Here is a 20,128-nt window from a genome sequence, read left to right on the forward strand (position 1 = left end):
ATTTCTTTTTAATTGTAAACAGTTTGAACTCAGCATTATCAGCTACAAATGAGCAACTTGTAAAAAAAATATTAGTAAAAGCGATCTGTAATTGTATTATTTTTATCATTTTTTTATCATAAATATAGATAGTGATCTATCCTCAATATATAGGATTAGAAAGGAAATCAAACACTATTTCCCCTATTAATATGAGGAATAGATAAAATAATCATTATAGAAATAGCATTCTATCGTGACAATCATTTATGTAGTAATACTTGTTTAACATTCATCTCACACAATTCACAACATTTGGTAAGATAAGTAAAAAAGGAAAAGGAGGTCTAGCAAAATGAATATCCGTCATTTGATGAGCTTAAACAAACAATCATAACTTAGATTCATTATTACGATACTAAATGTATCAACAAAAACCTCGAATCTATACATTCGAGGTTTTGTTCAGTTTATGGGTGCACAATACATTGGAATTGTTTTTTAAATTTTATAATCCTATTCTTTTTAGTCGTAATCCCTCCTTTTGGACAATATTAATTTTCTTGATCAATTACTGATAACAACTGATAGACAGCTCCTAATAAATTAGCATCACTCAAAAATCGACATGACTTTATTGTCATTAACTTCAAAGATAGCTCAATTATTTTTGATTTTTTCCTAATATTCTTATAGTGAATTATTATATTATCTATTAGAATGGGGTCTTGACTAATTCCACCACCAATAACAACAGTAGAAATGTCTAATACAGCTTGTAAATTAATGATTAAAATTGCTATTTTTTCACAATAACTATCAAATAATTTATTTACTTTAGTATTTTGTTTATTTTTGATATATTTAAACACTGACATGCCATCTGTTGCATCAGAAATGCCTAACATTTCAGTTGCCTTTTTTATAAAATTGATAGCTGAATGCGACATCCCAAGCATATCGTTCTCATTAACAAACTTTGAGGATGGAATCATAAAACTCAGTTCACCTGCCTGGTAGTCACTTCCTTGAAATAGCTCCCCATTGATTATCAAGCCACCCCCTACACCTGTTCCTAAAACAATTGCAGCGCCATGCTTAACTCCTTTTAAATTCCCTAGCCATAGTTCTGCTAAAGCTGCAGCTTTCCCATCATTAGAAAGTTCACAGCGTATATTAAATTTTTCTTCAATTATTTTTTTTAATGGACATTTATGAAGATAATTTAAAGCACCACCAAAATAGATAACCCCTGTACGCGTATCAACTTTTCCTGGTACACTAACACCTATGCCTTTTATCCTATCTTTTACAGGCATAATCAGCTGAAACACACCTTCAATAAATTCAGATAATGTAGCAGGTGTTTTAATTTTATTTGAACTTAGCAAAACTCCAGAGTGATCAACTACCCCGTATTTTATGAAGGTGCCACCTATATCAATGCTAAAATAATCCATTTATTCATTACTCTCTAATACATATTTATGAATTAAATAAATTGGCGTACAACTCCATGCGTGACAGTAACTTGATATAATTGGGCTACCATATGGCGAATAATCTGGTTGATTTGGATCAAAAGCTTCCCAGAAAGTATCCGCACCTAGATCTATCATCTTTCCCCAATAGTTTTTCATTAATGATACGGCTTTTTCATAATGATCCGACATGAATAGCGCTTCTGTAATATGGTGATACATATAAGGTGTCGCAATTCCTCTAATTGGGAAAAACTCCTTATATGCAGTCCCCATAATAGACTTGTTAATCTCTTTTGGAAAAACTTGAGCTAGCACCATCCAAACCTGACTTGCTATATTAAATTCTCCATTTACACATTGAAACATATTTTTATCGCTATTAAAAAGCACATCTTTAGCATAAGTTTCAAGATTATCAAGCATAAGTTGATACTTTCTTGTATCTTGACCCAATCTATTTGTTAACTGTATAAATTGTTTCAAAGTATAAATTATAACCGCTTGTGCGCATACATCTTTCGAGAACTCATTCGACCAATCAACGAATACAGGATAGTCGTCAGGACAGTCGATATGACCGTCCGGCTTAATAAAGTTTAAACTATAATCCATCTGTTTTTTAGCTATTGGGTATAACTCTGCTAATACTTCACTTTCGTTTTCATTTTCAATAAAATCATGTAAAACTGAAATAAAGAATAGTGAATAATCAAACAAAAAGGTATCATCTGGATTAGCTTTAGGTTTCGTAAAAACATTTGCTGATATCCGACCATCAACGCTTGTCATTCCAGCAAACAAATAAAGACATCTCTTAACTAAATCGTTCTGCTGAAAACTTTTATAATTAGATAAGGCTTGCAACCTCAAATCACCCAACCATAGGCGGCGATCCCTTTTTGGACCATCTTCAAACACATCAGACATACAATCAGCAAGGGTTTTAATTGCAACTTGATAGATTCTTTCTAACTCTTGATCATCTATTTTAGGTAGTTTTACATTTTCCTCATCAACACTAAGCGCAGTTTTCAATTTTGCATCCGAAAATGTTGCATACCATTTAGGCGATGTATCCATAATTTTTATTTCTACATATCTAAACGCATAGCGACGTGGCAGCGATAAAATTGTTGGCAATTCATCTAGATGTACAAACTCCTCTTGGATCCACCCTTTTGATAACCAGCCATCATATTCTTCCGACTCATGACTTAGTTCTGCAGCGACCTCCGCAAATCTTAGTCTAATATAAAGCGGAGCATCCATTGGTGAACCGACAGAATTAATAGCGATTGAAAAATGTCCCACATAATGATTCCCAAAATCTAAAATAAAAGTATCATCTTTATGGTATTTTTGTTCTTCAAGAAGATCAGTAATTGGCTCAATTGTTATATTTTCTAATTTAGTACGATCTTCTACTAATTGTCCTAAATTTTTAAAATGAATCTCTCGACTTATCGTATCAGGTATATATTTTTTAGACTTATCCAAAAGTGCTTTATCGTAGTTAAACTTGACTTCCTGGTTTATTTGAAATTGAAATGACATTAAATTTATTCCTCTCTAATTACTTCCCACATTATATTTTTTTTGAAGTCTAATTTGGATTACCCCAAATACTCCGGCTACAAAAAGAAGTACTGCAAATCCAAGCATTGTTGTTTTTATATTTTCTGGTAAAACTAACAATGGTGTTATCAGAGCAAATGCTGCACAGCATAGTCTTGAAAAACCATTTATGAAACCTTGTATGCTTGACCGGTAGCTCATAGGAAATGATTCTTGCGTCCATACTTTATACATCGCCTCACCCGCAAAAGTTGATCCTACATTTTGAAGAGCCAGAAATGCAACAATCAAAAATAGGTTATTGCTACTGAAAGCTAATGCTACTAAAGCAAAGATTATAATACCAATACCTATAACAAAAACGACATTTCTATTTTTACCTCCGGCAATCTTGGCAAAAATCACTGCAATTGCGAGAACTACGATCGTTAATAGCAACCCTGCCCCTGTGGCAAAAGATTGAGTTGCATTGGCCTTTACTAACATAAACGTTTGAAATTGACCAAAAGTATTTGCCAATAAATTCCACCCACAATAAAATACCAGTATGCAAATGAAAAATTTCAAGTATTTTTTATCTTTGCCAAATAATAATTTTAGTACAGAACCCTTTTTCGCTACAAGTTCAGAGTTGATAGGATCAGGTGCACTCCTATGTATTGACTGAAGCTTCTTACTACTATTGCGGATTAACAACGTGAGTATTCCGACAAGTACAATTAGTCCCATAACTAGTCTTGCTGATAGTTCTCCTGGTAACTTTGATGTCACAAAAGAAGTGATAGCAGCTAATAAAATACCAATGGTCCAATATACCTGTGTAGACGAAACCAATTCTGCTCTTATTTTCTCATCCGCAACATCCTTTGAAATAACGGTCAATGAGATTGGTAAATCAGCTCCTGTAACAAATCCCGAGATTAAAGCACCGATAACAAGCATTGGAAAATTAATTGTGCAAACTATTAATAAGCCGCCAACAACGAAAAATAAGTTTAATAGGTTGAATGCTCTAACCAGCCCAATTTGTTTGGCTATTTTCCCTGCTGACAGCGATCCTATTGCAATAGACAAGGTTAATACACTTGAAATTATGCCAACCTGTGCCATACTAAGGGATAAATAGTTTTGCCAAATAGAAATAGTCGTAGCTAAAGCCACAATAACGCCTGAGCCTAATACTGAACCAAGACCGGCACCGATTAATAGTGGTCTAAATTCTGAGACCTTTTTTTGATTTATCATTTGATTATATGTTTCCTTTCATTTAAATCCTTTTGGATTTGAGGGTATATCTTATCTAACTTGTAAAACAACATAATAACTACTGAAATAAGATTAAGCATAATAGGCAGAAGTAAATACATCAAAGTAATTGAATTTAGTGCTTTATCCGATTGAACTCCCTCCCCTTTGTATCCTCCCCAAGCAATTAAGACTCCTGAGATTCCACCAGCAACAGCTTGAGAAATTTTTCCTAAGAATCCATTTATTGCAGATTGTATCCCTGCTGTATCAACTCCTGTTTTCCATATTCCGTAATCTACAGGGTCGGCCTGCATTGAAAAATAGATAGATGTTTTTACACCGTATCCCAAGGCAGATACAATGGCACCAATAATTATCATAATATAATTAGCATGGGCTAACCCTATCACAATGCACCCTAAGATTTGTATCATAGAAGCAGTTATGAACAGATTCTTCTTAGTATATAAACGTGCTAAAAAGGGAACTGTTAAATTTGAAACAACCGGAACTAATGACATAATTGTAGCAACTACTACTGAAAGATTTCGGCTCCCAACTACAGCAGTGTAATAAAATATCAATGCGCCTGCTTGTAAAAAATACCCAACCCACATAAATAATATATTGACGGCAAATATTTTCCACGGTCCGTTATCCTTAAGAGATACCAGTGCACTCCTCAAATTTATTTTATGATCAACTTTTCCACGGTTAGGAATTTCTCGAACATTAAAAAAAGTAAAGATGAATATTCCTGCCCCAACTATCCCAAATATAAGCATCGTATATTTGAATCCTACCGCATCATTACCATGGCCAAAAAATGAAACCATTTTTAACCCTAATAGAGATATCAATGTACTTCCTAAAAATGCAAAGAATTGCCTAGTCGTTGCCAAATTTGTTCGCTCTTGAGGATCATCTGTTAATGCTGGAAGTATTGAAGCCATTGGAATATTTACAATAGTATACATAATAGACAATCCAGTATAAGTAAGGTAACAATAGATCAATGTTGCACCTTCAGACAGTGTGGTTGGAACTGAAAAAGTCAAAAATGCAAAGACTGCAAAAGGAACTGATCCCCATAAGAAATACGGTCGCGATTTCCCCCATCTTGTTGAAGTCTTATCAATTAAATAACCAAAAAATAAATCAGTAATCGCATCAATAAGTCTACATATGACAAACATTGATGCGATTTTCATGCCATCCAATTTAGCAACACTTATATAGTAATAAAGCAGATATAGTGAAATCATCTGCCATATTAAATTACATGCGAAGTCTGCCGAACCATAGCCTATCCGTTGCCTCCAAATAAATAATTTAGATCTTGTATCCATAATACTTTTTAATTTCATTCAGTCGTATATGGCACTTTCAGAAATCCCTTTCTTATTTAATTACAAACTCTATTCTAAACCAAACAAGTCCTTAAACATATGATTTGTAAGCGCTTTTTTTATTGATTTTTGGTGACATTTTTGATAACTTATAGAAAAGGAGTAATTATGGATAAACAAGATGTGCTAGATAAGTTGATGTATTATGAAGAGCATGAAATATTCTATAAAAATTATTATTTAAATAAACAGAAAAAATCTTTCCCTTTATTTTTATCAAGTCTTAATCCCGATAAACTATATTCAGATAAATTGATAGTTCCCGAAATCAACGGAAGTTGGAATCCTATAGAAATATCGGAAAGCATTTTAGACTCAGAGGATGTTCGAAAAGAAATTGTTTTATTGAAACACTATAGGTATACGCCTATATTCGATCACATACATTCTTTCTTTGAATTAACTTACTGTATATCCGGTTCTTGTACACAAACTATAGAAGGAGAAAAAATTCAAATGAACGCAGGCCAGTTTTGCCTAATACCTCCAAAAACAAGGCATAATATTTGCGTTTTCGATGATTCAATTATCATTAATATCATTATTTGGAAAAAAAATTTTGAGGATATATTCTATAACCTATTGCGACAAACTAATATCGTTTCTAATTTCCTTAATGGTGCGTTATATTTAGATGATTTCAATAACTATATGTTAATAGATACCCAGAATGATAATCGTATAAAAGACTTAGTGTTGGAAATGTATGGACAATTCCTTGAACAAAAGAACTTTTATAATATTGTTAATAATGCCCAAATACTCTACCTTTTTTCTATAATTATTCAAAATTACGAGAATAATATTTCATTTTCAAATAAAGCAATAGAAAATAATCTAATCATGATTTATATGATTTCATATATTGAGCATAACTTCAAAAACATTTCATTAATAGATTTGGCAAAACACTTCAATTTTTCTCCTAAACATTGTTCAAGAATGATTAAAAAATCTACAAATTTATCATTCACAGATCTGGTACTAAACATTAAATTTACGAAAATAAAAAACTTGATTAGAACGAGTCATAAACCCATATACAGAATTGCTGAAGAAAATGGATTTAACAATATTGAGCACTTTAATAGATTATTTAAGAAACGCTTCAAATTAACGCCAAGTGAGTATAAAATGATTGAGATTACTGATATTAAACAATAAGGTTTAGAAAGAAACTTTTCTGAGTTCTTTACTTCCTACAATGCAACCTTGCATTTGCCACAACACATAAACAACCTTTTTCAAATGGTCTGCTAAATAAATTTATGAAAAAAGTAGGAGACTATGAGGGAATGAAAAAGAACCCCAAAAATTTCTCAACGCATATGTTAAGACATTCTCACATTACCTTGCTTGTTCTAGCTGGTGTATCCCAAAAAGTAATTATGGATAGAGTAGGACATGCTAACCCGCGTACAACAAGTGAGATTTACACACATCTGGTATCATCTCAAAAACAGCAAGCAGTTAAAATCCTAAATGATTTACCACTGCTTGTGTGACTTAAAAGGCACAACTTTTAAGTGAAATATCATGATTTTTAGTGAAATCACAACTTTTGGCGAAACAGGTAACGAAAAACAATCCCGATGAGAAGGGATTGTTTTTTAATTTTAGATGAATATCAATATTTATAAAATTTAAACATATTTACTTGATGATAAAAATCCATTGATTTGGATAAAGTTAACATCAATAATAGATTTTTTTAAGATGAAGACTTGTTCAATTCGTTAAGATAATCAATAGCTTCATTAATTTCATCGAATCTTTTTTTATGACGTTTTCCTTGAATAGTTTTCTCAACTGTAAATTTTATTTTGTTACCCTTTTTCTCTCTGTACATATTTTGAATTTGACCAATAGGAGTATTGCCATCATAAAATGGTATATCTGGCTTTTTGATTTTTGGGGATGATTTTTGAATTAATTTTGGTTGCTTAACTTGATTCGATTTATTACTGTGTTTTATCAAATTATTCAAATCTAATCCTGTGTTAATCTTGGAATAAATAGAACACACTACAAAAATTCTTTTACCTGCAAATTCAACGTGTTTTTCTCTTCCTTTTGAAGCTGGTATGTGATGGTGACCATGAACTACCCCAATAATATTATGCTTTCCAAATAATTCATAAAAACCATTCAAAGAACAATTGTTTTCAGGATTGTATGATTTGCTCTTGGGAGAGAGCATACTTAATTCATTAAATAATGGTGCATGAGAAACTATGACTGTGGGTGTTAGAAAATCTTTATCAAGTTGTTTTCCAAGGTAGTCTAACATAAACTGTTGAGCTTCTAGTTTTCTTTTAACTAAAGCCACAGGTACTGTCAAACCAATATATCTAATCCCTTGATAATATATGACTTCGTTGTTAAGGACGGTCATATTTGGGAAGCGATTAGAAAGTTTATTTTTAATTACTTCATAAAATGAACTGCTACCTATTGGAAGATAAGCCCAAGACGCATCTGGTAAAAGAAACAATAGTTTAAACCAAAATAATTCCCTATACTCATCAAACTCATTCAACTGCTTATTATAAAGAAATTCATTGATTTCATGTTTGTTAGAATCAAGAAGTTTTTTTACTACTCCTTCAATTAATTTCCCCCCCATGATAGAATCTTTAACTTTTCTCCGAAATTCAATTCGAAATTGTAAAAACTTTTCATTATTTCTTAAAGTAACAACATCTGATAGTTCATGATTACCAATTGCTATCAGACCTTTAATATTTTTATCTTTAACAAACGAATCAGAAATATCACCTGCAAGAATATTAAAGTTGTCATTTTGAAAAGGCAAATGCCCATCTACCGAATGAATATCCGAAACGACATTAATCAAATTATTATTATGAGTTGGCAGTACATTTTCAAATATTGGTTCTAATAATCGTGGATCAATACTATGTGCAATATAATTTTTTCTTACATTTTGTAATGCTGAACCAACTTCTGAACGTAGCATCGGAGCTGAAACATCCATCATATAATTGTCTACGGTCATCAACTCCATATTAATTTCATTTTGTATTTTTTCTGGCAGTAAATTCAAATCTAAATTCGAGTAATTCGAAAGATAAACTTGACCATATATTGAATTTGTAAGTTCGTTATTTTTGAAATTCTCTATCAAGGTAACTCTTTTACCATCAGTTGCTATTGGTAATTCTCTAGTAGCTGCTATAACAAACTTTAAAAACTCAACTAAGTATCCCGTTATTCCAGTTTTTAAATTAACATCATATAGAAATTTCCCAGGAAGATTTGCAGATAAAGGTCCTCTTTCATCATGTTGTAGCATTCTTCCCAAGACTTGCATCATAAATAACGGTTGATTAAAAATCTCTTGATAATATTTTTCTGCCAAGGTATGTGATTTCCCCACTTGTCGCAATGACTCTTCAATATAAATCATTAAGTTAGGATTGTGAATTTCAAGATACTCTTTTGTCGATTCTGGATAAAGCAAGGTTAAAATGGCAGCTCTTTGGATATAATTTCTTCCAGTATCGTAAGGAATCGTTGAGTACACTATCTCATCCTTTTTTTGAATTGATATCTTCTGCTCATTAATGTTATAAACAAGATTAAAGTAATCTCCTCTCTGAATAATTTTATTAACTGGACGTCTTCTATTTTCAGGAAATAATTCAAATAATTCATTAAGTCCATCAAAAGTTGTTATTGTATTTTGAACGAGGGAAATACCAAGAGAACTTCTAAGTTTCTTAACTTGTTTTTTGGCTTCTTGTAACCTAGTTTTTGACATTTCATACAAAATTTTTTCAGAATTAGTTTCTTTTAATCTATTTTCCAAGTAATCAATTTCTTCTTCTAGTCTTTCAAGTTTTCTTAAATCATTCAATTTGCATCATTCTCCTTCCCAAACATTATTGTTATCAACATTATACCACGTGAGCTGGGTTACTTTACCGAGAGAACTAGATAGTAGTTACAATTATCTAGTTCTCTTTAAAATCCTGAATATTTATCAGGCAATAAATTAATTAGCGATTGAATTCTTAAAGTAATTTCTCATCACATAAGTAGACTCATATGACGATCAGCTTTTGGTACTACTACTTTCATAATTTTCTATCTTAAAAATCAGAACTTTTGGCGAAACAGGTAACGAAAAACAAACGTGATGAGGGAAGGTTATTTTTTAATGTGGATAAGTAGCTGTATATCATCCATACTATTATAATGCAACATGAAAATGTTATAATATTTGAGAGGTGGACAAGATGAAATCAACCATAGAAAAAATAAACCAATTTCGTGATGAGCGTAACTGGAGGCAGTTCCATAATGAAAAAGATTTAGCGATATCAATCTCATTAGAAGCTAGCGAGCTACTTGAACTCTTCCAATGGAAAACTTCCGAAGAAGCTGTTGCAAATAAACTTCCCGATATTAAAGAAGAATTGGCAGATGTGTTTATCTATTGTCTTATGTTAGCTGACAATTTAAATTTAGATGCTGATAAAATCATTCAAGAGAAATTAGACTTGAACGCAAAAAAATATCCAGTTTCTAAAAGTTTTGGATCAAATAAAAAATACACAGAATGGGATAACGAGGATAAAAATGGCTAAATTTGAACAATTTACCCTAAACTTAAAAAATGGAGAGATACTGAGTTTAGACAAACTAAGACCTGTTCAAGCAAATTCATTATTTAATGGAAATGTTATCTATATTTATCGTAGTTCCAAAAATAAAAAAATATATATTGGACAAACGAGACACTTTTTAGATAGACATAAGCAGCATTACAATAGTCATGAAGAAAAATTTAATAGTGCCAATTTTGATCAAGTTAAAATACTGATTTCTCAATATTTTAATGGTTCTGCTTTGGATGATGTAGAAAATCAACTTATTACCTATTTTATTGCTGATAACCCTAAACCAAACTCAGCAAAAGTTTTTTTCGAAAATAATGAAATTATCAATGGTAATGGCGGTAATTCCGTAAATGATTATAGAGATAGAGAACGAGTAGCGTCTGAGGTTATTTTGCCATTCTGGGAGGACGTGCTCTCTCTTGAGGGATGGGTTACTACCCCTACATTAAATGAGCTTAGAACACGTTCCTTAGTGAAATATAGCCCTATAAAGCAACTAACAGCAGAACAAAATAATCTGATTACAGAAGTTCTAGAAAATCCTTCAAAAAATTACCTGATTAATGGAGATGCTGGAACAGGAAAAACTGTGTTACTAACACATATTGTTGCTAGATTCTTATCTGAGACTTAACAAAAACGCATCGCAATAGTCGTTCAGCCTAACTGGGAAAAAACAGCTAAAGAAATCTTTAAAGTTTTCGGTATGAATAGTAGCAATCTTACAGTTTCAACAGCTATTAAATTGATAAATCAAAAAGAACACTACGATACAATCATCGTTGATGAGTCACATCGTTTATCACGAAGAGGGTCTAAACAGCACAGCGCCTTTAATACTATCTATAAGCATACTGAATTTGCTAATTGTGAAAATCACTTGGAACCTCTCATTACACTTAGCAATCAAGTGATTTTAATGTATGATATTCTACAAGCTATTCGACCAGCCAATATTTCGAGAGAGAAATTTAAGGAATTAACAACTGGTTTTGAAAAATGCTATTTGACTACACAATTTAGAATTCAAGCTCCTGAAGGAAAAGACTATTCTTCAGAGGACTATGTGAACGGTATAAAATACCTGCTGTATAAAGACACTGACCTGCTTCAATATACAAACTTTGATCTCAAATTTGATCGCTCACTTTTCCATGATACTGATCCTGATGCTTATTTTGGATACTTTAACGAGGCACCACTTGAAAATTTAATAGACTGGGTTGAAGAAGATAAAAATTATCATCCCGAGCATATTAATCGGGTACTATCTGGTCTTGTTGAGGAATGGAAACAAGCAGAAGGTAAAAATCCATCGATTACTCATTTTCATGAAAGTATGATCTCCCGCCGTTGGAATTCAACACAAGAAAACTGGATTAACTCAACAGATGATGACGCGGAAGATCAAATCGGATCAGTATTTGCAGTACAAGGAATCGATTTAAATAAAGTCGGGGTTCTAATTGGGAACGATCTATTAGTTGACAAGAATGGCAAACTATATGGGGAACCAAGTAACTTTAAAAATGTTAATGGAAAACATACTAAAGCAGAACTTTTACTCCCTGATACTCAAAAAGAGTTTACAATTTTTGTATTAAACATATACTATGTCTTATTAACCAGAGGAATTGATGGTATCCGAATCGCTTTTTGGCACAATGATGCTTTCAAAGAATACTTCAAGAAAACATTTGACTTTTAGTTTGTATATCAATATTTAAAGATGTCAATAAAAGTAAAAGCTAGGGGAGAGACAAGTGAAACTGTATTTGATACATCTCTATCTAAATGATACTTCCAGTTCTCAAATATACCTTTAGCATTGATACTAGCATAACTCCAAACCTCTTCGCTGCCATTTCTACCTTTACATTGTTGAGCTTCCTTAACACCATTACTTCTACCAATCCATACATCTATGCCTTTTTCATCGTCTCCAAGACATTCCAAAGAAATATATTCAACCTTCTACTCTAAAACTTGCAAAAGTTGATATACTACCCATCTTATTTCGAATCTGTTCCCATCCTTGTCTGCTCTTCCACCCTTTTCATATGGCATAAAAATACTTCTCCTTTTTGGTTAAAATAATACATACTTCACTAATGTCAGTAAAAATATTAAAATTTCCTTTTAATCTATTTTCAACTAGATTAATTCAGTACTGTTATCTACTAGTTTCTTTGTGTTGATATTCTTTTCTATCAACTACCTCATTAGCCCGCTCAATAAGAGAGACAAATTGTAGAACACTACTAATCTGTTCATCAGTCAAGCCACCCATTTTAAAGGGTAAAACATCAGATATACCTAATAGATAATCCGATGATGTATCTAAGATATCACAAATTTTCACCAGTGTTTCTAGGGAAGGATATGATAAGCTTTGTTCATAGGCTGATATTGTCCCTTTACTAACACCTAATTTTATTGATAAGTCTAACTGTGTTAAGCGTTTCAATTTACGAACCGCTTTTAATTTTTCACCAAAATAGTTAATAGTCATATACTTTCACCTCATTTTTAGATTATCAAAAACAAATGCAAGTTTTGATTATATAAAGTACGTGTAATATTGGTATTTTTAGCTTTTTTTGATAATATTACATATATGTAATATTAGTTTTAACTGTATTTCGAAAGGATGATCTATAAAATGGATGAGCAAGAACCCTAAATACTTTTCAACGCATATGTTAAGACACTCTCACATCACATTGCTTGTTCTAGCTGGTGTATCCCAAAAAGTAATTATGGATAGAGTAGGACATGCTAACCCTCGTACGACAAGTGAAATTTACACACATCTGGTATCATCTCAAAGACAGCAGGCTGTAAAAGTCCTAAACGATTTGCCGAGAATTGCATGAAAGTGCATTTTCGCATTGATAGTTTCGCGATGCTTGACATCATTGACCTGAAATTTTAGGCACAACGAAAAGCACAACTTTCCAGTGAAAAATGATGATTTTTAGTGAAACAGAAAAACGACAAAAAACGCTTAAAACCCTTGATATTATTGGCTTCATGAAGTATAATGAAACAAAAAGAATTGGAGAAAAAAATTATGGCAGAAGTAGAATCATTCCAACTTGACCACACTAAGGTGCTTGCACCCTATGTTCGACTCATCGGCTCAGAGAGCGGACCAAAGGGCGATATCATCACAAACTTTGATGTACGTTTGGTCCAACCAAACGAACAAGAAATCCCAACAGCAGGCTTGCACACGATCGAGCACTTGATGGCAAGTCTCATCCGTGACCGCGTCGACGGTCTAATCGATTTCTCACCATTTGGCTGTCGTACGGGCTTTCATATGATCATGTGGGGAGAGCACACGCCTGAAGCGATTGCTAAAGTCATCAAATCTTCTCTTGAAGCGATTGTTAACGTCATCGAATGGGCAGATGTACCAGGGACGACCATCGAATCTTGTGGTAACTACCGTGATCACTCTCTATGGACTGCCAAAGAATGGTCTAAACTAATTCTTGAGCGTGGTATTTCATCAGATGCTTTTGTCAGGAAGGTAGTTTAAGGAGATGAATAAAACAAGAAAACGACTGACCCTCCTGACTACCACTGCACTACTTACAGCACTTGCAATCCTCATCCCACAAGTCATGCCTAAAATCGTCATCCCACCTGCTAGTTTTACGCTCGCAAGCCATGTGCCGATCATGATCGCCATGTTGATTTCCCCACTCGCCGCTGTTGTCGTATCACTAGGATCAGCACTCGGTTTCTTGATTTCTGGTCTACCTATCGAAATCACGTTTCGTGCAGCAACACATGTCATCTTCGCCTTGATTGGGTCAACCTTCCTTTGGCGACATAAGTCCTACACGCACGGTGTCAAATTTCAGGTTTTTAATGTCGTGATTGCCCTAATTCACACACTAGCTGAGGTAGCCATCGTCTACTTGTTACTCACAGTTGGCTTTAGCCACCTTGCAGGACGAAATTTAGGCTCACTTCTCTTGATTTTGAGTATTGGCGGTTTTGTTCACTCACTAATTGATTTCAATATTGCCCTATTTTTGGCACGTGCCATCAACAAAGTCTATCCGCTAGATATTTTTAAAGACGACCTAAAAAAGTAGGCTAACAGGCCTATTTTTTCTATATACGACTTATTAGATATAAAAAAACTGTCTGTATCCTAATGATTAGGACATAGACAGTTTTTTACTTATTCATGTTTTAGCTTATTTTTCAGTAAGTGAAGCTAAACCTGGTAATACTTTACCTTCAAGAAGTTCCATAGAGGCACCGCCACCAGTAGAAATCCATGAGAATTTATCAGCATAGCCAAGGTTGATTGCTGCTGCTGCAGAATCACCACCACCGATGATTGATTTAACGCCTGGTTGTTTAACGATTGAATCCATTACGCCAACTGTACCAGCTTGGAAGTCAGGGTTTTCAAATACGCCCATAGGACCATTCCAAACAACTGTTTTAGCGCCTGTTAATTCAGCGTCAAATTGTTTGATTGATTTAGGTCCGATGTCAAGACCAAGGAAGCCAGCATCGATTGCATCGCCTTCAGTATCTTTAAGTTCAGTGTAACCAGCAAAAGCGTTAGCTTCTTTTGAGTCAACTGGTAAGATAAGTTTGCCGTTTGATTTAGCAAGTAATTCTTTAGCCACTTCAAGTTTATCAGCTTCAACAAGTGAATCACCAATCTCGATGCCTTGTGCTTTAAGGAATGTGTAAGTCATACCGCCGCCGATGATTACTTTGTCAGCTTTTGACAAAAGATTTTCGATTACGCCGATTTTATCTGATACTTTTGATCCACCAAGGATAGCAACAAACGGACGAACTGGCGCTTCAACTGCTTCTTGGATGTAAGCAATTTCGTTTTCAAGTAAGAAACCAGCAACTGCTTTTTCAACGTTTGCAGAGATACCAACGTTAGAAGCATGCGCACGGTGAGCAGTACCAAACGCGTCATTGACGAAGATACCATCGCCAAGGCCAGCCCAGTATTTACCAAGCTCAGCATCGTTTTTAGACTCTTTTTTACCATCGATATCTTCAAAACGTGTGTTTTCAACTAGTAAAATTTCGCCGTCTTTAAGCGCTGCAATTGCAGTTTCAAGTTCAGCTCCACGTGTAGTACCAGTAAATACAACTGGTTTACCAAGTTTTTCAGACAATGCTTTTGCAACTGGTGCAAGTGATTTACCAGCTTTGTCAGCTTCTTCTTTTACACGACCAAGGTGAGAGAAAAGAATTGCGCGTCCGCCTTGTTCAAGGATGTAGTTAATTGTTGGAAGAGCCGCAGAAATACGGTTGTCATTTGTAATCACGCCGTCTTTCAAAGGAACATTAAAGTCCACACGTACGAGTACTTTTTTTCCTGTTAACTCAACGTCTTTTACTGTAAGTTTAGCCATTTTGGGTGTTGCCTCCATTAAATTTTTATTATATAAATCTACATGGTTCATTATATCACAAAATCAAGAGTGGTGACAAAATTTAGTAAAGTTTTACGATCGTTTAAAATAAAAAAACAACCCATTGGGTTGCTCTTTCTTCTAGTAACTAGAATTTTTTACGTTTACGTGCTGCTTCTGATTTACGTTTACGTTTAACAGAAGGTTTTTCGTAATGCTCGCGTTTACGGGCTTCTTGAAGTGTTCCAGCTTTTGTAACTGAACGTTTAAAGCGGCGAAGCGCGTCGTCAAGCGATTCGTTTTTGCGTACGATTGTTTGTGACATAGGATTTCACCTCTTTTCCGTTTCGTAGTTATGCCAAAAGCATACTCACCTATTCTACCATGTTTTTAATAAATGTCAAGTCATTTCGAATGAAAATAAAGGTATTTTCTTAAATCGTTTATCCTATAGATCTAATACAGATATCGCTAACTTGATAGTCAGCACGTCACTACTGAAGTACAGGTTGTACACTTAATCCAGTCTTCTTTTTCTAACGAAACAAACAATTGCTACTGATACTAGCAATACTAAACCTAATAGAGATAATGCTTTCACATTATATTCCCCAGTCGACGGTAGCTTATTTTGTGAATTACCAGCCGGCGTTTTACTGCTTTCTGATTGTACACTGTCATCTGACGATGAACCCGGTGTAACTGTATCTGAAGATGGGGTATCCTTTTCCTTTACTGTGACAGTAATCGTCTTACTAGCACCTGGAATAGTATAACTAATTTCATAAGTTCCAACTTTGCTTATGTCTGCGACACCGGATACAACGATATCCGAAAAATCTACTGATTTTCCGAGCTTATCAGTTGCTGAAATAAAGTTATCAGCAGGACGCCAGTTATCACCAACAAATAAGGTCGAATCTTTAGCATCTATTTGAGCTTGACTCTCTTTGTAACGATAAGTTACTGTCTGTGGCATACCACTAATCGTACCTATTGCATTACTTGGTAAGTCACTTTCATCTAAAACATATCCGGGAATCACTAACTTGTACACATCGGTGGTCGTATCATAAGTATCACTGACATTACCAGTGATTACTTTACTATCATGAATTGCTAGCCCTTCTTGGTTTACATAAGTCACAGTTACTGGCTGAGCAGTGATTCTCTGGTAGGGTATTGTCACCGTACCACTCATATCAGTCTTCAATTTTCCAGTAACAAAATCAAAGCTTACTTCTCCACTTCCCTCCACCAACTGACTCCCGTCAAGTAGCAACTCATTGGTTTCCTCATCATAGCCTAATCCACCTACAAGAGATGCAAGGGGAGGTTTGACAGAATTTCCTTTCTCATCACGTAAGGGATTAGGTATCCTATTTATGTCATTTTTACCAAGTACTTGTTCTGCTAACCTGATCGTTTGATTTTGTTTGGTAAACATAATACCCCTATCTACCAAAACTTTCAGTGGACTGAAATCTGCAATTTCATTATGATTTAATTCGAAAAAACTCGTAGAGATTGCAGATAAGTTTTTTAAAGACGTGACATCTTTAATTTTGTTACGTGATAAACGTAAGGTCTTCAAATTAATCAAGTTCTCAAGCGGACTAATGTCACTAATCTCCGTCTTATATAAACCAATCGACGTCATTTTCGTCAAATTTCGTAGTGGTTCAAGAGAGACGGTGCCAGATTTTTGAATCCCAATACCTGTTAGATTAACTGCATATTGTAAACCCTCTATATTACTTACGCCACTGAGGTAAATATCTATTAAGTGGCTCATGTCCTCTTCTGTTATGGGAGAATCGCTTGGGAGCCCTAATTCTTTTCGAATTTGTTGTGCGACAACTTGGTCTGGAAACACAATTTCTTTAGCAGTCGTCCCTAATTTAGTCGTATCATGCAACGATACATCTGCTAACTTAATCGCTTTATCATCAGAAATTTGTGCCGCCTCTGCTACTGATTGACTATCAACAGCTGCATCTTTTGCTTCACCTATTGCTTTTTGTTCACTGATTGCAGGAACCTTGACATCATCTACATTTTTTTCATCAATGACAGTAGGCGCAGTTTCTTCAAGACTTACTGGGAGTTCATCAGTCTGCAGTTTCTCCATACCTATATCCGTGTTAGCTAAGGCAATTATTGGGCTGCAAACACTTAGCAATATTATCATTAATAATAATAAATTTCTTTTTTTCATATTATCTCCTTATCATTCTAATAAACATAGATATATTATAACATATAACGCGCGTTACCACAACACTAATTATATATAATTATTAATAAACGAGAGAAACATGATTTATAGATGACTACTTGAGAGAGTAGTCATACGATGTACTAATATGCTCTGCACTCAAGTAAACCATTGAAATTAATAGATAGTTGAATAGAGATAGCGTCAGAAACGAAACCAATATTTGTAAGCATTAACTTAATCATTATGTGCTTGACAAATACTAAGAATTTGTCCTAAATTGGCTGATTATTACAATAGAAAAACTTGAATATCCATAATATCCAAGTTTTTCTATACATTTTCTAAAGTATGTAAGCGATTCTCTAACCTATGAACATAATTCATCACAAAACGCTAATACCCGCTGAATTTGCTGGTCCCAAAATCCCCAAGAATGATCCCCGGGATAGGCTTCATAGGTATACTGTTTGATTGCTTTATCCGCCTGATGCTTAAAGGTCTGATTATCTACATACAAGTAGTCTTCTGTGCCACAAATTTGTAAAAAATGTGGTGCCGTCTCTTCATTAAGGGCAGATGAGAATAAGCGCATGAGATGATCATCACTTGCCTCTAAGTGTGCCTTATCACCAAAAATCCGATTAAACAAGCCGTCTCTATCTTTATCTCTTGACCACAATGAAACGAGATCTAAAGCACCAGACATCGAGATGACACCCTTAAATTTCTCAGGATATTGCATGCCCCATTTAAAGGCACCATACCCCCCCATCGACTGTCCCGCCACAAATGTACGACTGGGCAGTTGACTGATTGGCAACCATTGGGCCATTTTTCGGGGTAACTCTAGCGTTAAAAAATCCCAATAAGCCTCACCAGAGGCCATATTTGTATAGAAACTCAAATCGACTTGTGGCATGACAATGACAAACTCATATGCACTTGCATAACGTGCCAAAGAGGTTGCATCTAACCAACTATTACAATCATCTGATAACCCATGGAGCAAATAAAGAACGGGATAGTCTGTCAGGTGCTTGTCGGGTAAATAAACTGTCGCCGATGTCGCTTTCCCTAACACATCAGAACGAAAATGCAGATGACTAATTGCCATGCGGGTCTTCTCCTTTTGTCTTAACACTTAATCTGTTTTATTACGTGCTATTTAGTTTGAGGTAAATATACTTTACTCCCGCTCAACTAAGCTTGTATAGATCAGCTCATCTTCGGCCTGTTCATTACTAACCAATCGGATCATTTTTTCAGCAGCAATGATACCCCATCGATGTTTGGAATAAGAAATAGTCGTCAACTTAGGCTCTAAAAATTCACCAATCTCGATATTATCAAAGCCGACGATTCTCACATCACGACCAATCACATAAGGCTTATCTTTCAAATAGCGATAAATTCCGATTGCCATTTCGTCATTGAAGGCAAAAATATCAACTGGTACTTGTGGTGATTTTGAGAAAATAAACTCAGCTGCTTGATGGCCCGACGCTTCTGTAAAATTACCATTGATCACATCATAGCTCATATTAAAGCGTTCTAATTCTTTGACACTGGCTTCAAGCCGTTGTCGATTATCATAGGACCCATTAGGACCAGTGATTAAAAAGACTTTTTGACTGCCAAGTTCAACGAGTTGATTAATGGCAAGTGTTGCACCACCTTTATTATCGAGTAACACTTGCGGTACACTTGAATAGTCAAGTTCTCTATCTAACACCACTAAATTATAGTCTTCATCGGCAAATTGTGTGATTTCTTCTGTCGAAAAAGTCGAGTCTAAAATAATGGCACCATCAATCATTTTTTCAGGAATAAACAAGTGTGATCGACTGCCACTACAAACGATCATGTCATAATCATAATAGCCTAGACCCCGTTTGATGCCATCTAATAATTCCCCATAAAAACTCCCACGATAATCCGTCACGTAAACACCAATAATATTCGTGCGTTGCCGTTTCAAAGTACGCGCTGCCATATTAGGGACGTATTTTAAGTCATCAGCGATTTTCTTAATTCGCTGCCTAGTCTCCTCCGTCACCTTATTACTGCCATTCAACGCATAAGAGACCGTTGAAATTGATACGCCAGCAATCTTAGCAATATCTTTGATACTAGTCATAAGCGTTTACCCCCA

At 34.5% G+C, this 20,128-nt stretch carries 19 protein-coding genes and 1 pseudogene; 8 read left to right on the forward strand and 12 right to left on the reverse strand.

The features are described 5' to 3' along the window. Positions 1–533 precede the first annotated feature (533 nt). The 4 genes from RU86_RS03540 to RU86_RS03555 are packed head-to-tail and all read right to left on the reverse strand — an operon-like array spanning position 534 to position 5,653. Positions 534–1,439 carry an ROK family protein gene (locus RU86_RS03540; RefSeq protein WP_096814089.1) on the reverse strand — a complete coding sequence of 302 codons (906 nt, stop codon included), beginning with the start codon at positions 1,437–1,439 and terminating at the stop codon, positions 534–536. Next, a complete protein-coding gene (locus RU86_RS03545) occupies positions 1,440–3,017 on the reverse strand; it encodes an alpha-L-rhamnosidase-related protein (protein ID WP_096814090.1) in 1,578 nt (525 codons plus the stop codon). Between the two features lie 15 nt (positions 3,018–3,032). Next, a complete protein-coding gene (locus RU86_RS03550) occupies positions 3,033–4,283 on the reverse strand; it encodes an MFS transporter (RefSeq protein WP_096814091.1) in 1,251 nt (416 codons plus the stop codon). Beyond that, positions 4,280–5,653 (reverse strand): MFS transporter, encoded by a 1,374-nt coding sequence (locus tag RU86_RS03555; protein WP_245810467.1) that lies wholly within the window; start codon positions 5,651–5,653, stop codon positions 4,280–4,282. Before RU86_RS03555 ends, RU86_RS03550 begins: the two co-directional genes overlap by 4 nt. 150 nt (positions 5,654–5,803) lie before the next feature. Between RU86_RS03555 and RU86_RS03560 the strand changes: the two genes are divergently transcribed. Next, positions 5,804–6,859 carry an AraC family transcriptional regulator gene (locus RU86_RS03560; RefSeq protein WP_096814092.1) on the forward strand — a complete coding sequence of 352 codons (1,056 nt, stop codon included), beginning with the start codon at positions 5,804–5,806 and terminating at the stop codon, positions 6,857–6,859. A 59-nt stretch (positions 6,860–6,918) separates the two neighbouring features. Further along, positions 6,919–7,200, forward strand: a pseudogene (locus RU86_RS03565) (tyrosine-type recombinase/integrase); the annotation flags it as partial. Positions 7,201–7,406: 206 nt separating this feature from the next. Here the strand turns inward: RU86_RS03565 and RU86_RS03570 are convergent. After that, positions 7,407–9,575: a metallophosphoesterase family protein gene (locus tag RU86_RS03570; protein WP_179296190.1), complete on the reverse strand. Its 2,169-nt coding sequence runs from the start codon at positions 9,573–9,575 to the stop codon at positions 7,407–7,409. Between the two features lie 382 nt (positions 9,576–9,957). On the opposite strand from RU86_RS03570, the gene RU86_RS03575 reads away from it, so the two are divergent. The 3 genes from RU86_RS03575 (at position 9,958) to RU86_RS12310 (ending at position 12,049) form a co-directional block, all read left to right on the forward strand. Beyond that, the gene (locus RU86_RS03575) at positions 9,958–10,308 is read left to right on the forward strand and encodes a nucleotide pyrophosphohydrolase (protein ID WP_096814094.1); all 351 of its coding nucleotides are present in this window, start codon (positions 9,958–9,960) and stop codon (positions 10,306–10,308) included. Next, positions 10,301–10,975, forward strand: a complete 675-nt coding sequence (locus tag RU86_RS12305; protein ID WP_245810469.1) for a GIY-YIG nuclease family protein — start codon at positions 10,301–10,303, stop codon at positions 10,973–10,975. The genes RU86_RS03575 and RU86_RS12305 overlap by 8 nt, the downstream gene beginning before the upstream one ends. A gap of 72 nt (positions 10,976–11,047) precedes the next feature. Next, positions 11,048–12,049 carry a DNA/RNA helicase domain-containing protein gene (locus RU86_RS12310; RefSeq protein WP_245810470.1) on the forward strand — a complete coding sequence of 334 codons (1,002 nt, stop codon included), beginning with the start codon at positions 11,048–11,050 and terminating at the stop codon, positions 12,047–12,049. An 8-nt stretch (positions 12,050–12,057) separates the two neighbouring features. Here RU86_RS12310 and RU86_RS03585 read toward each other — a convergent pair whose 3' ends face one another. After that, positions 12,058–12,297, reverse strand: a complete 240-nt coding sequence (locus RU86_RS03585; protein WP_096814095.1) for a hypothetical protein — start codon at positions 12,295–12,297, stop codon at positions 12,058–12,060. 217 nt (positions 12,298–12,514) lie between these two features. After that, positions 12,515–12,853 carry a helix-turn-helix domain-containing protein gene (locus RU86_RS03590; RefSeq protein ID WP_096814096.1) on the reverse strand — a complete coding sequence of 113 codons (339 nt, stop codon included), beginning with the start codon at positions 12,851–12,853 and terminating at the stop codon, positions 12,515–12,517. 154 nt (positions 12,854–13,007) lie between these two features. On the opposite strand from RU86_RS03590, the gene RU86_RS03595 reads away from it, so the two are divergent. The 3 genes from RU86_RS03595 (at position 13,008) to RU86_RS03605 (ending at position 14,453) form a co-directional block, all read left to right on the forward strand. Next, positions 13,008–13,217 (forward strand): tyrosine-type recombinase/integrase, encoded by a 210-nt coding sequence (locus RU86_RS03595; protein WP_096814097.1) that lies wholly within the window; start codon positions 13,008–13,010, stop codon positions 13,215–13,217. 197 nt (positions 13,218–13,414) lie between these two features. Beyond that, the gene (locus RU86_RS03600; RefSeq protein WP_096814098.1) at positions 13,415–13,888 is read left to right on the forward strand and encodes an S-ribosylhomocysteine lyase; all 474 of its coding nucleotides are present in this window, start codon (positions 13,415–13,417) and stop codon (positions 13,886–13,888) included. Between the two features lie 4 nt (positions 13,889–13,892). Then, the gene (locus RU86_RS03605; protein WP_096814099.1) at positions 13,893–14,453 is read left to right on the forward strand and encodes an ECF transporter S component; all 561 of its coding nucleotides are present in this window, start codon (positions 13,893–13,895) and stop codon (positions 14,451–14,453) included. Positions 14,454–14,558: 105 nt separating this feature from the next. Here RU86_RS03605 and RU86_RS03610 read toward each other — a convergent pair whose 3' ends face one another. The 5 genes from RU86_RS03610 to RU86_RS03630 all read right to left on the reverse strand — a co-directional run bounded on the left by RU86_RS03610 (position 14,559) and on the right by RU86_RS03630 (position 20,113). Beyond that, positions 14,559–15,755, reverse strand: coding sequence for a phosphoglycerate kinase (locus tag RU86_RS03610; protein WP_047914649.1), 1,197 nt, complete (start codon positions 15,753–15,755; stop codon positions 14,559–14,561). A gap of 148 nt (positions 15,756–15,903) precedes the next feature. Next, positions 15,904–16,080, reverse strand: coding sequence for a 30S ribosomal protein S21 (gene rpsU, locus RU86_RS03615; protein WP_003137442.1), 177 nt, complete (start codon positions 16,078–16,080; stop codon positions 15,904–15,906). A 192-nt stretch (positions 16,081–16,272) separates the two neighbouring features. Next, complete coding sequence (locus RU86_RS03620; RefSeq protein WP_096814100.1) at positions 16,273–17,973, reverse strand: bacterial Ig-like domain-containing protein; 1,701 nt, start codon at positions 17,971–17,973, stop codon at positions 16,273–16,275. A 370-nt stretch (positions 17,974–18,343) separates the two neighbouring features. After that, complete coding sequence (locus tag RU86_RS03625) at positions 18,344–19,090, reverse strand: alpha/beta hydrolase (RefSeq protein WP_096814101.1); 747 nt, start codon at positions 19,088–19,090, stop codon at positions 18,344–18,346. A gap of 72 nt (positions 19,091–19,162) precedes the next feature. Next, positions 19,163–20,113 (reverse strand): LacI family DNA-binding transcriptional regulator, encoded by a 951-nt coding sequence (locus RU86_RS03630; RefSeq protein ID WP_096814102.1) that lies wholly within the window; start codon positions 20,111–20,113, stop codon positions 19,163–19,165. Positions 20,114–20,128: the final 15 nt, after the last annotated feature.

The sequence above is a fragment of the Pseudolactococcus piscium genome (assembly GCF_002441695.1).
Classification (GTDB): Bacteria; Bacillota; Bacilli; order Lactobacillales; family Streptococcaceae; genus Pseudolactococcus; species Pseudolactococcus piscium.

Bases quoted from the DNA above. Each gene is read 5' to 3' on its own strand.
- RU86_RS03550 (WP_096814091.1), bottom strand. From the start codon at position 4,283: ATGATAAATCAAAAAAAGGTCTCAGAATTTAGACCACTATTAATCGGT.
- RU86_RS03590 (WP_096814096.1), bottom strand. From the start codon at position 12,853: ATGACTATTAACTATTTTGGTGAAAAATTAAAAGCGGTTCGTAAATTG.
- RU86_RS03620 (WP_096814100.1), bottom strand. From the start codon at position 17,973: ATGAAAAAAAGAAATTTATTATTATTAATGATAATATTGCTAAGTGTT.
- RU86_RS03560 (WP_096814092.1), top strand. From the start codon at position 5,804: ATGGATAAACAAGATGTGCTAGATAAGTTGATGTATTATGAAGAGCAT.
- RU86_RS03600 (WP_096814098.1), top strand. From the start codon at position 13,415: ATGGCAGAAGTAGAATCATTCCAACTTGACCACACTAAGGTGCTTGCA.
- RU86_RS03575 (WP_096814094.1), top strand. From the start codon at position 9,958: ATGAAATCAACCATAGAAAAAATAAACCAATTTCGTGATGAGCGTAAC.
- RU86_RS12310 (WP_245810470.1), top strand. From the start codon at position 11,048: ATGAATAGTAGCAATCTTACAGTTTCAACAGCTATTAAATTGATAAAT.
- RU86_RS03605 (WP_096814099.1), top strand. From the start codon at position 13,893: ATGAATAAAACAAGAAAACGACTGACCCTCCTGACTACCACTGCACTA.
- RU86_RS03595 (WP_096814097.1), top strand. From the start codon at position 13,008: ATGAGCAAGAACCCTAAATACTTTTCAACGCATATGTTAAGACACTCT.
- RU86_RS03630 (WP_096814102.1), bottom strand. From the start codon at position 20,113: ATGACTAGTATCAAAGATATTGCTAAGATTGCTGGCGTATCAATTTCA.
- RU86_RS12305 (WP_245810469.1), top strand. From the start codon at position 10,301: ATGGCTAAATTTGAACAATTTACCCTAAACTTAAAAAATGGAGAGATA.
- RU86_RS03610 (WP_047914649.1), bottom strand. From the start codon at position 15,755: ATGGCTAAACTTACAGTAAAAGACGTTGAGTTAACAGGAAAAAAAGTA.
- RU86_RS03540 (WP_096814089.1), bottom strand. From the start codon at position 1,439: ATGGATTATTTTAGCATTGATATAGGTGGCACCTTCATAAAATACGGG.
- rpsU (WP_003137442.1), bottom strand. From the start codon at position 16,080: ATGTCACAAACAATCGTACGCAAAAACGAATCGCTTGACGACGCGCTT.
- RU86_RS03555 (WP_245810467.1), bottom strand. From the start codon at position 5,653: ATGAAATTAAAAAGTATTATGGATACAAGATCTAAATTATTTATTTGG.
- RU86_RS03625 (WP_096814101.1), bottom strand. From the start codon at position 19,090: ATGGCAATTAGTCATCTGCATTTTCGTTCTGATGTGTTAGGGAAAGCG.
- RU86_RS03545 (WP_096814090.1), bottom strand. From the start codon at position 3,017: ATGTCATTTCAATTTCAAATAAACCAGGAAGTCAAGTTTAACTACGAT.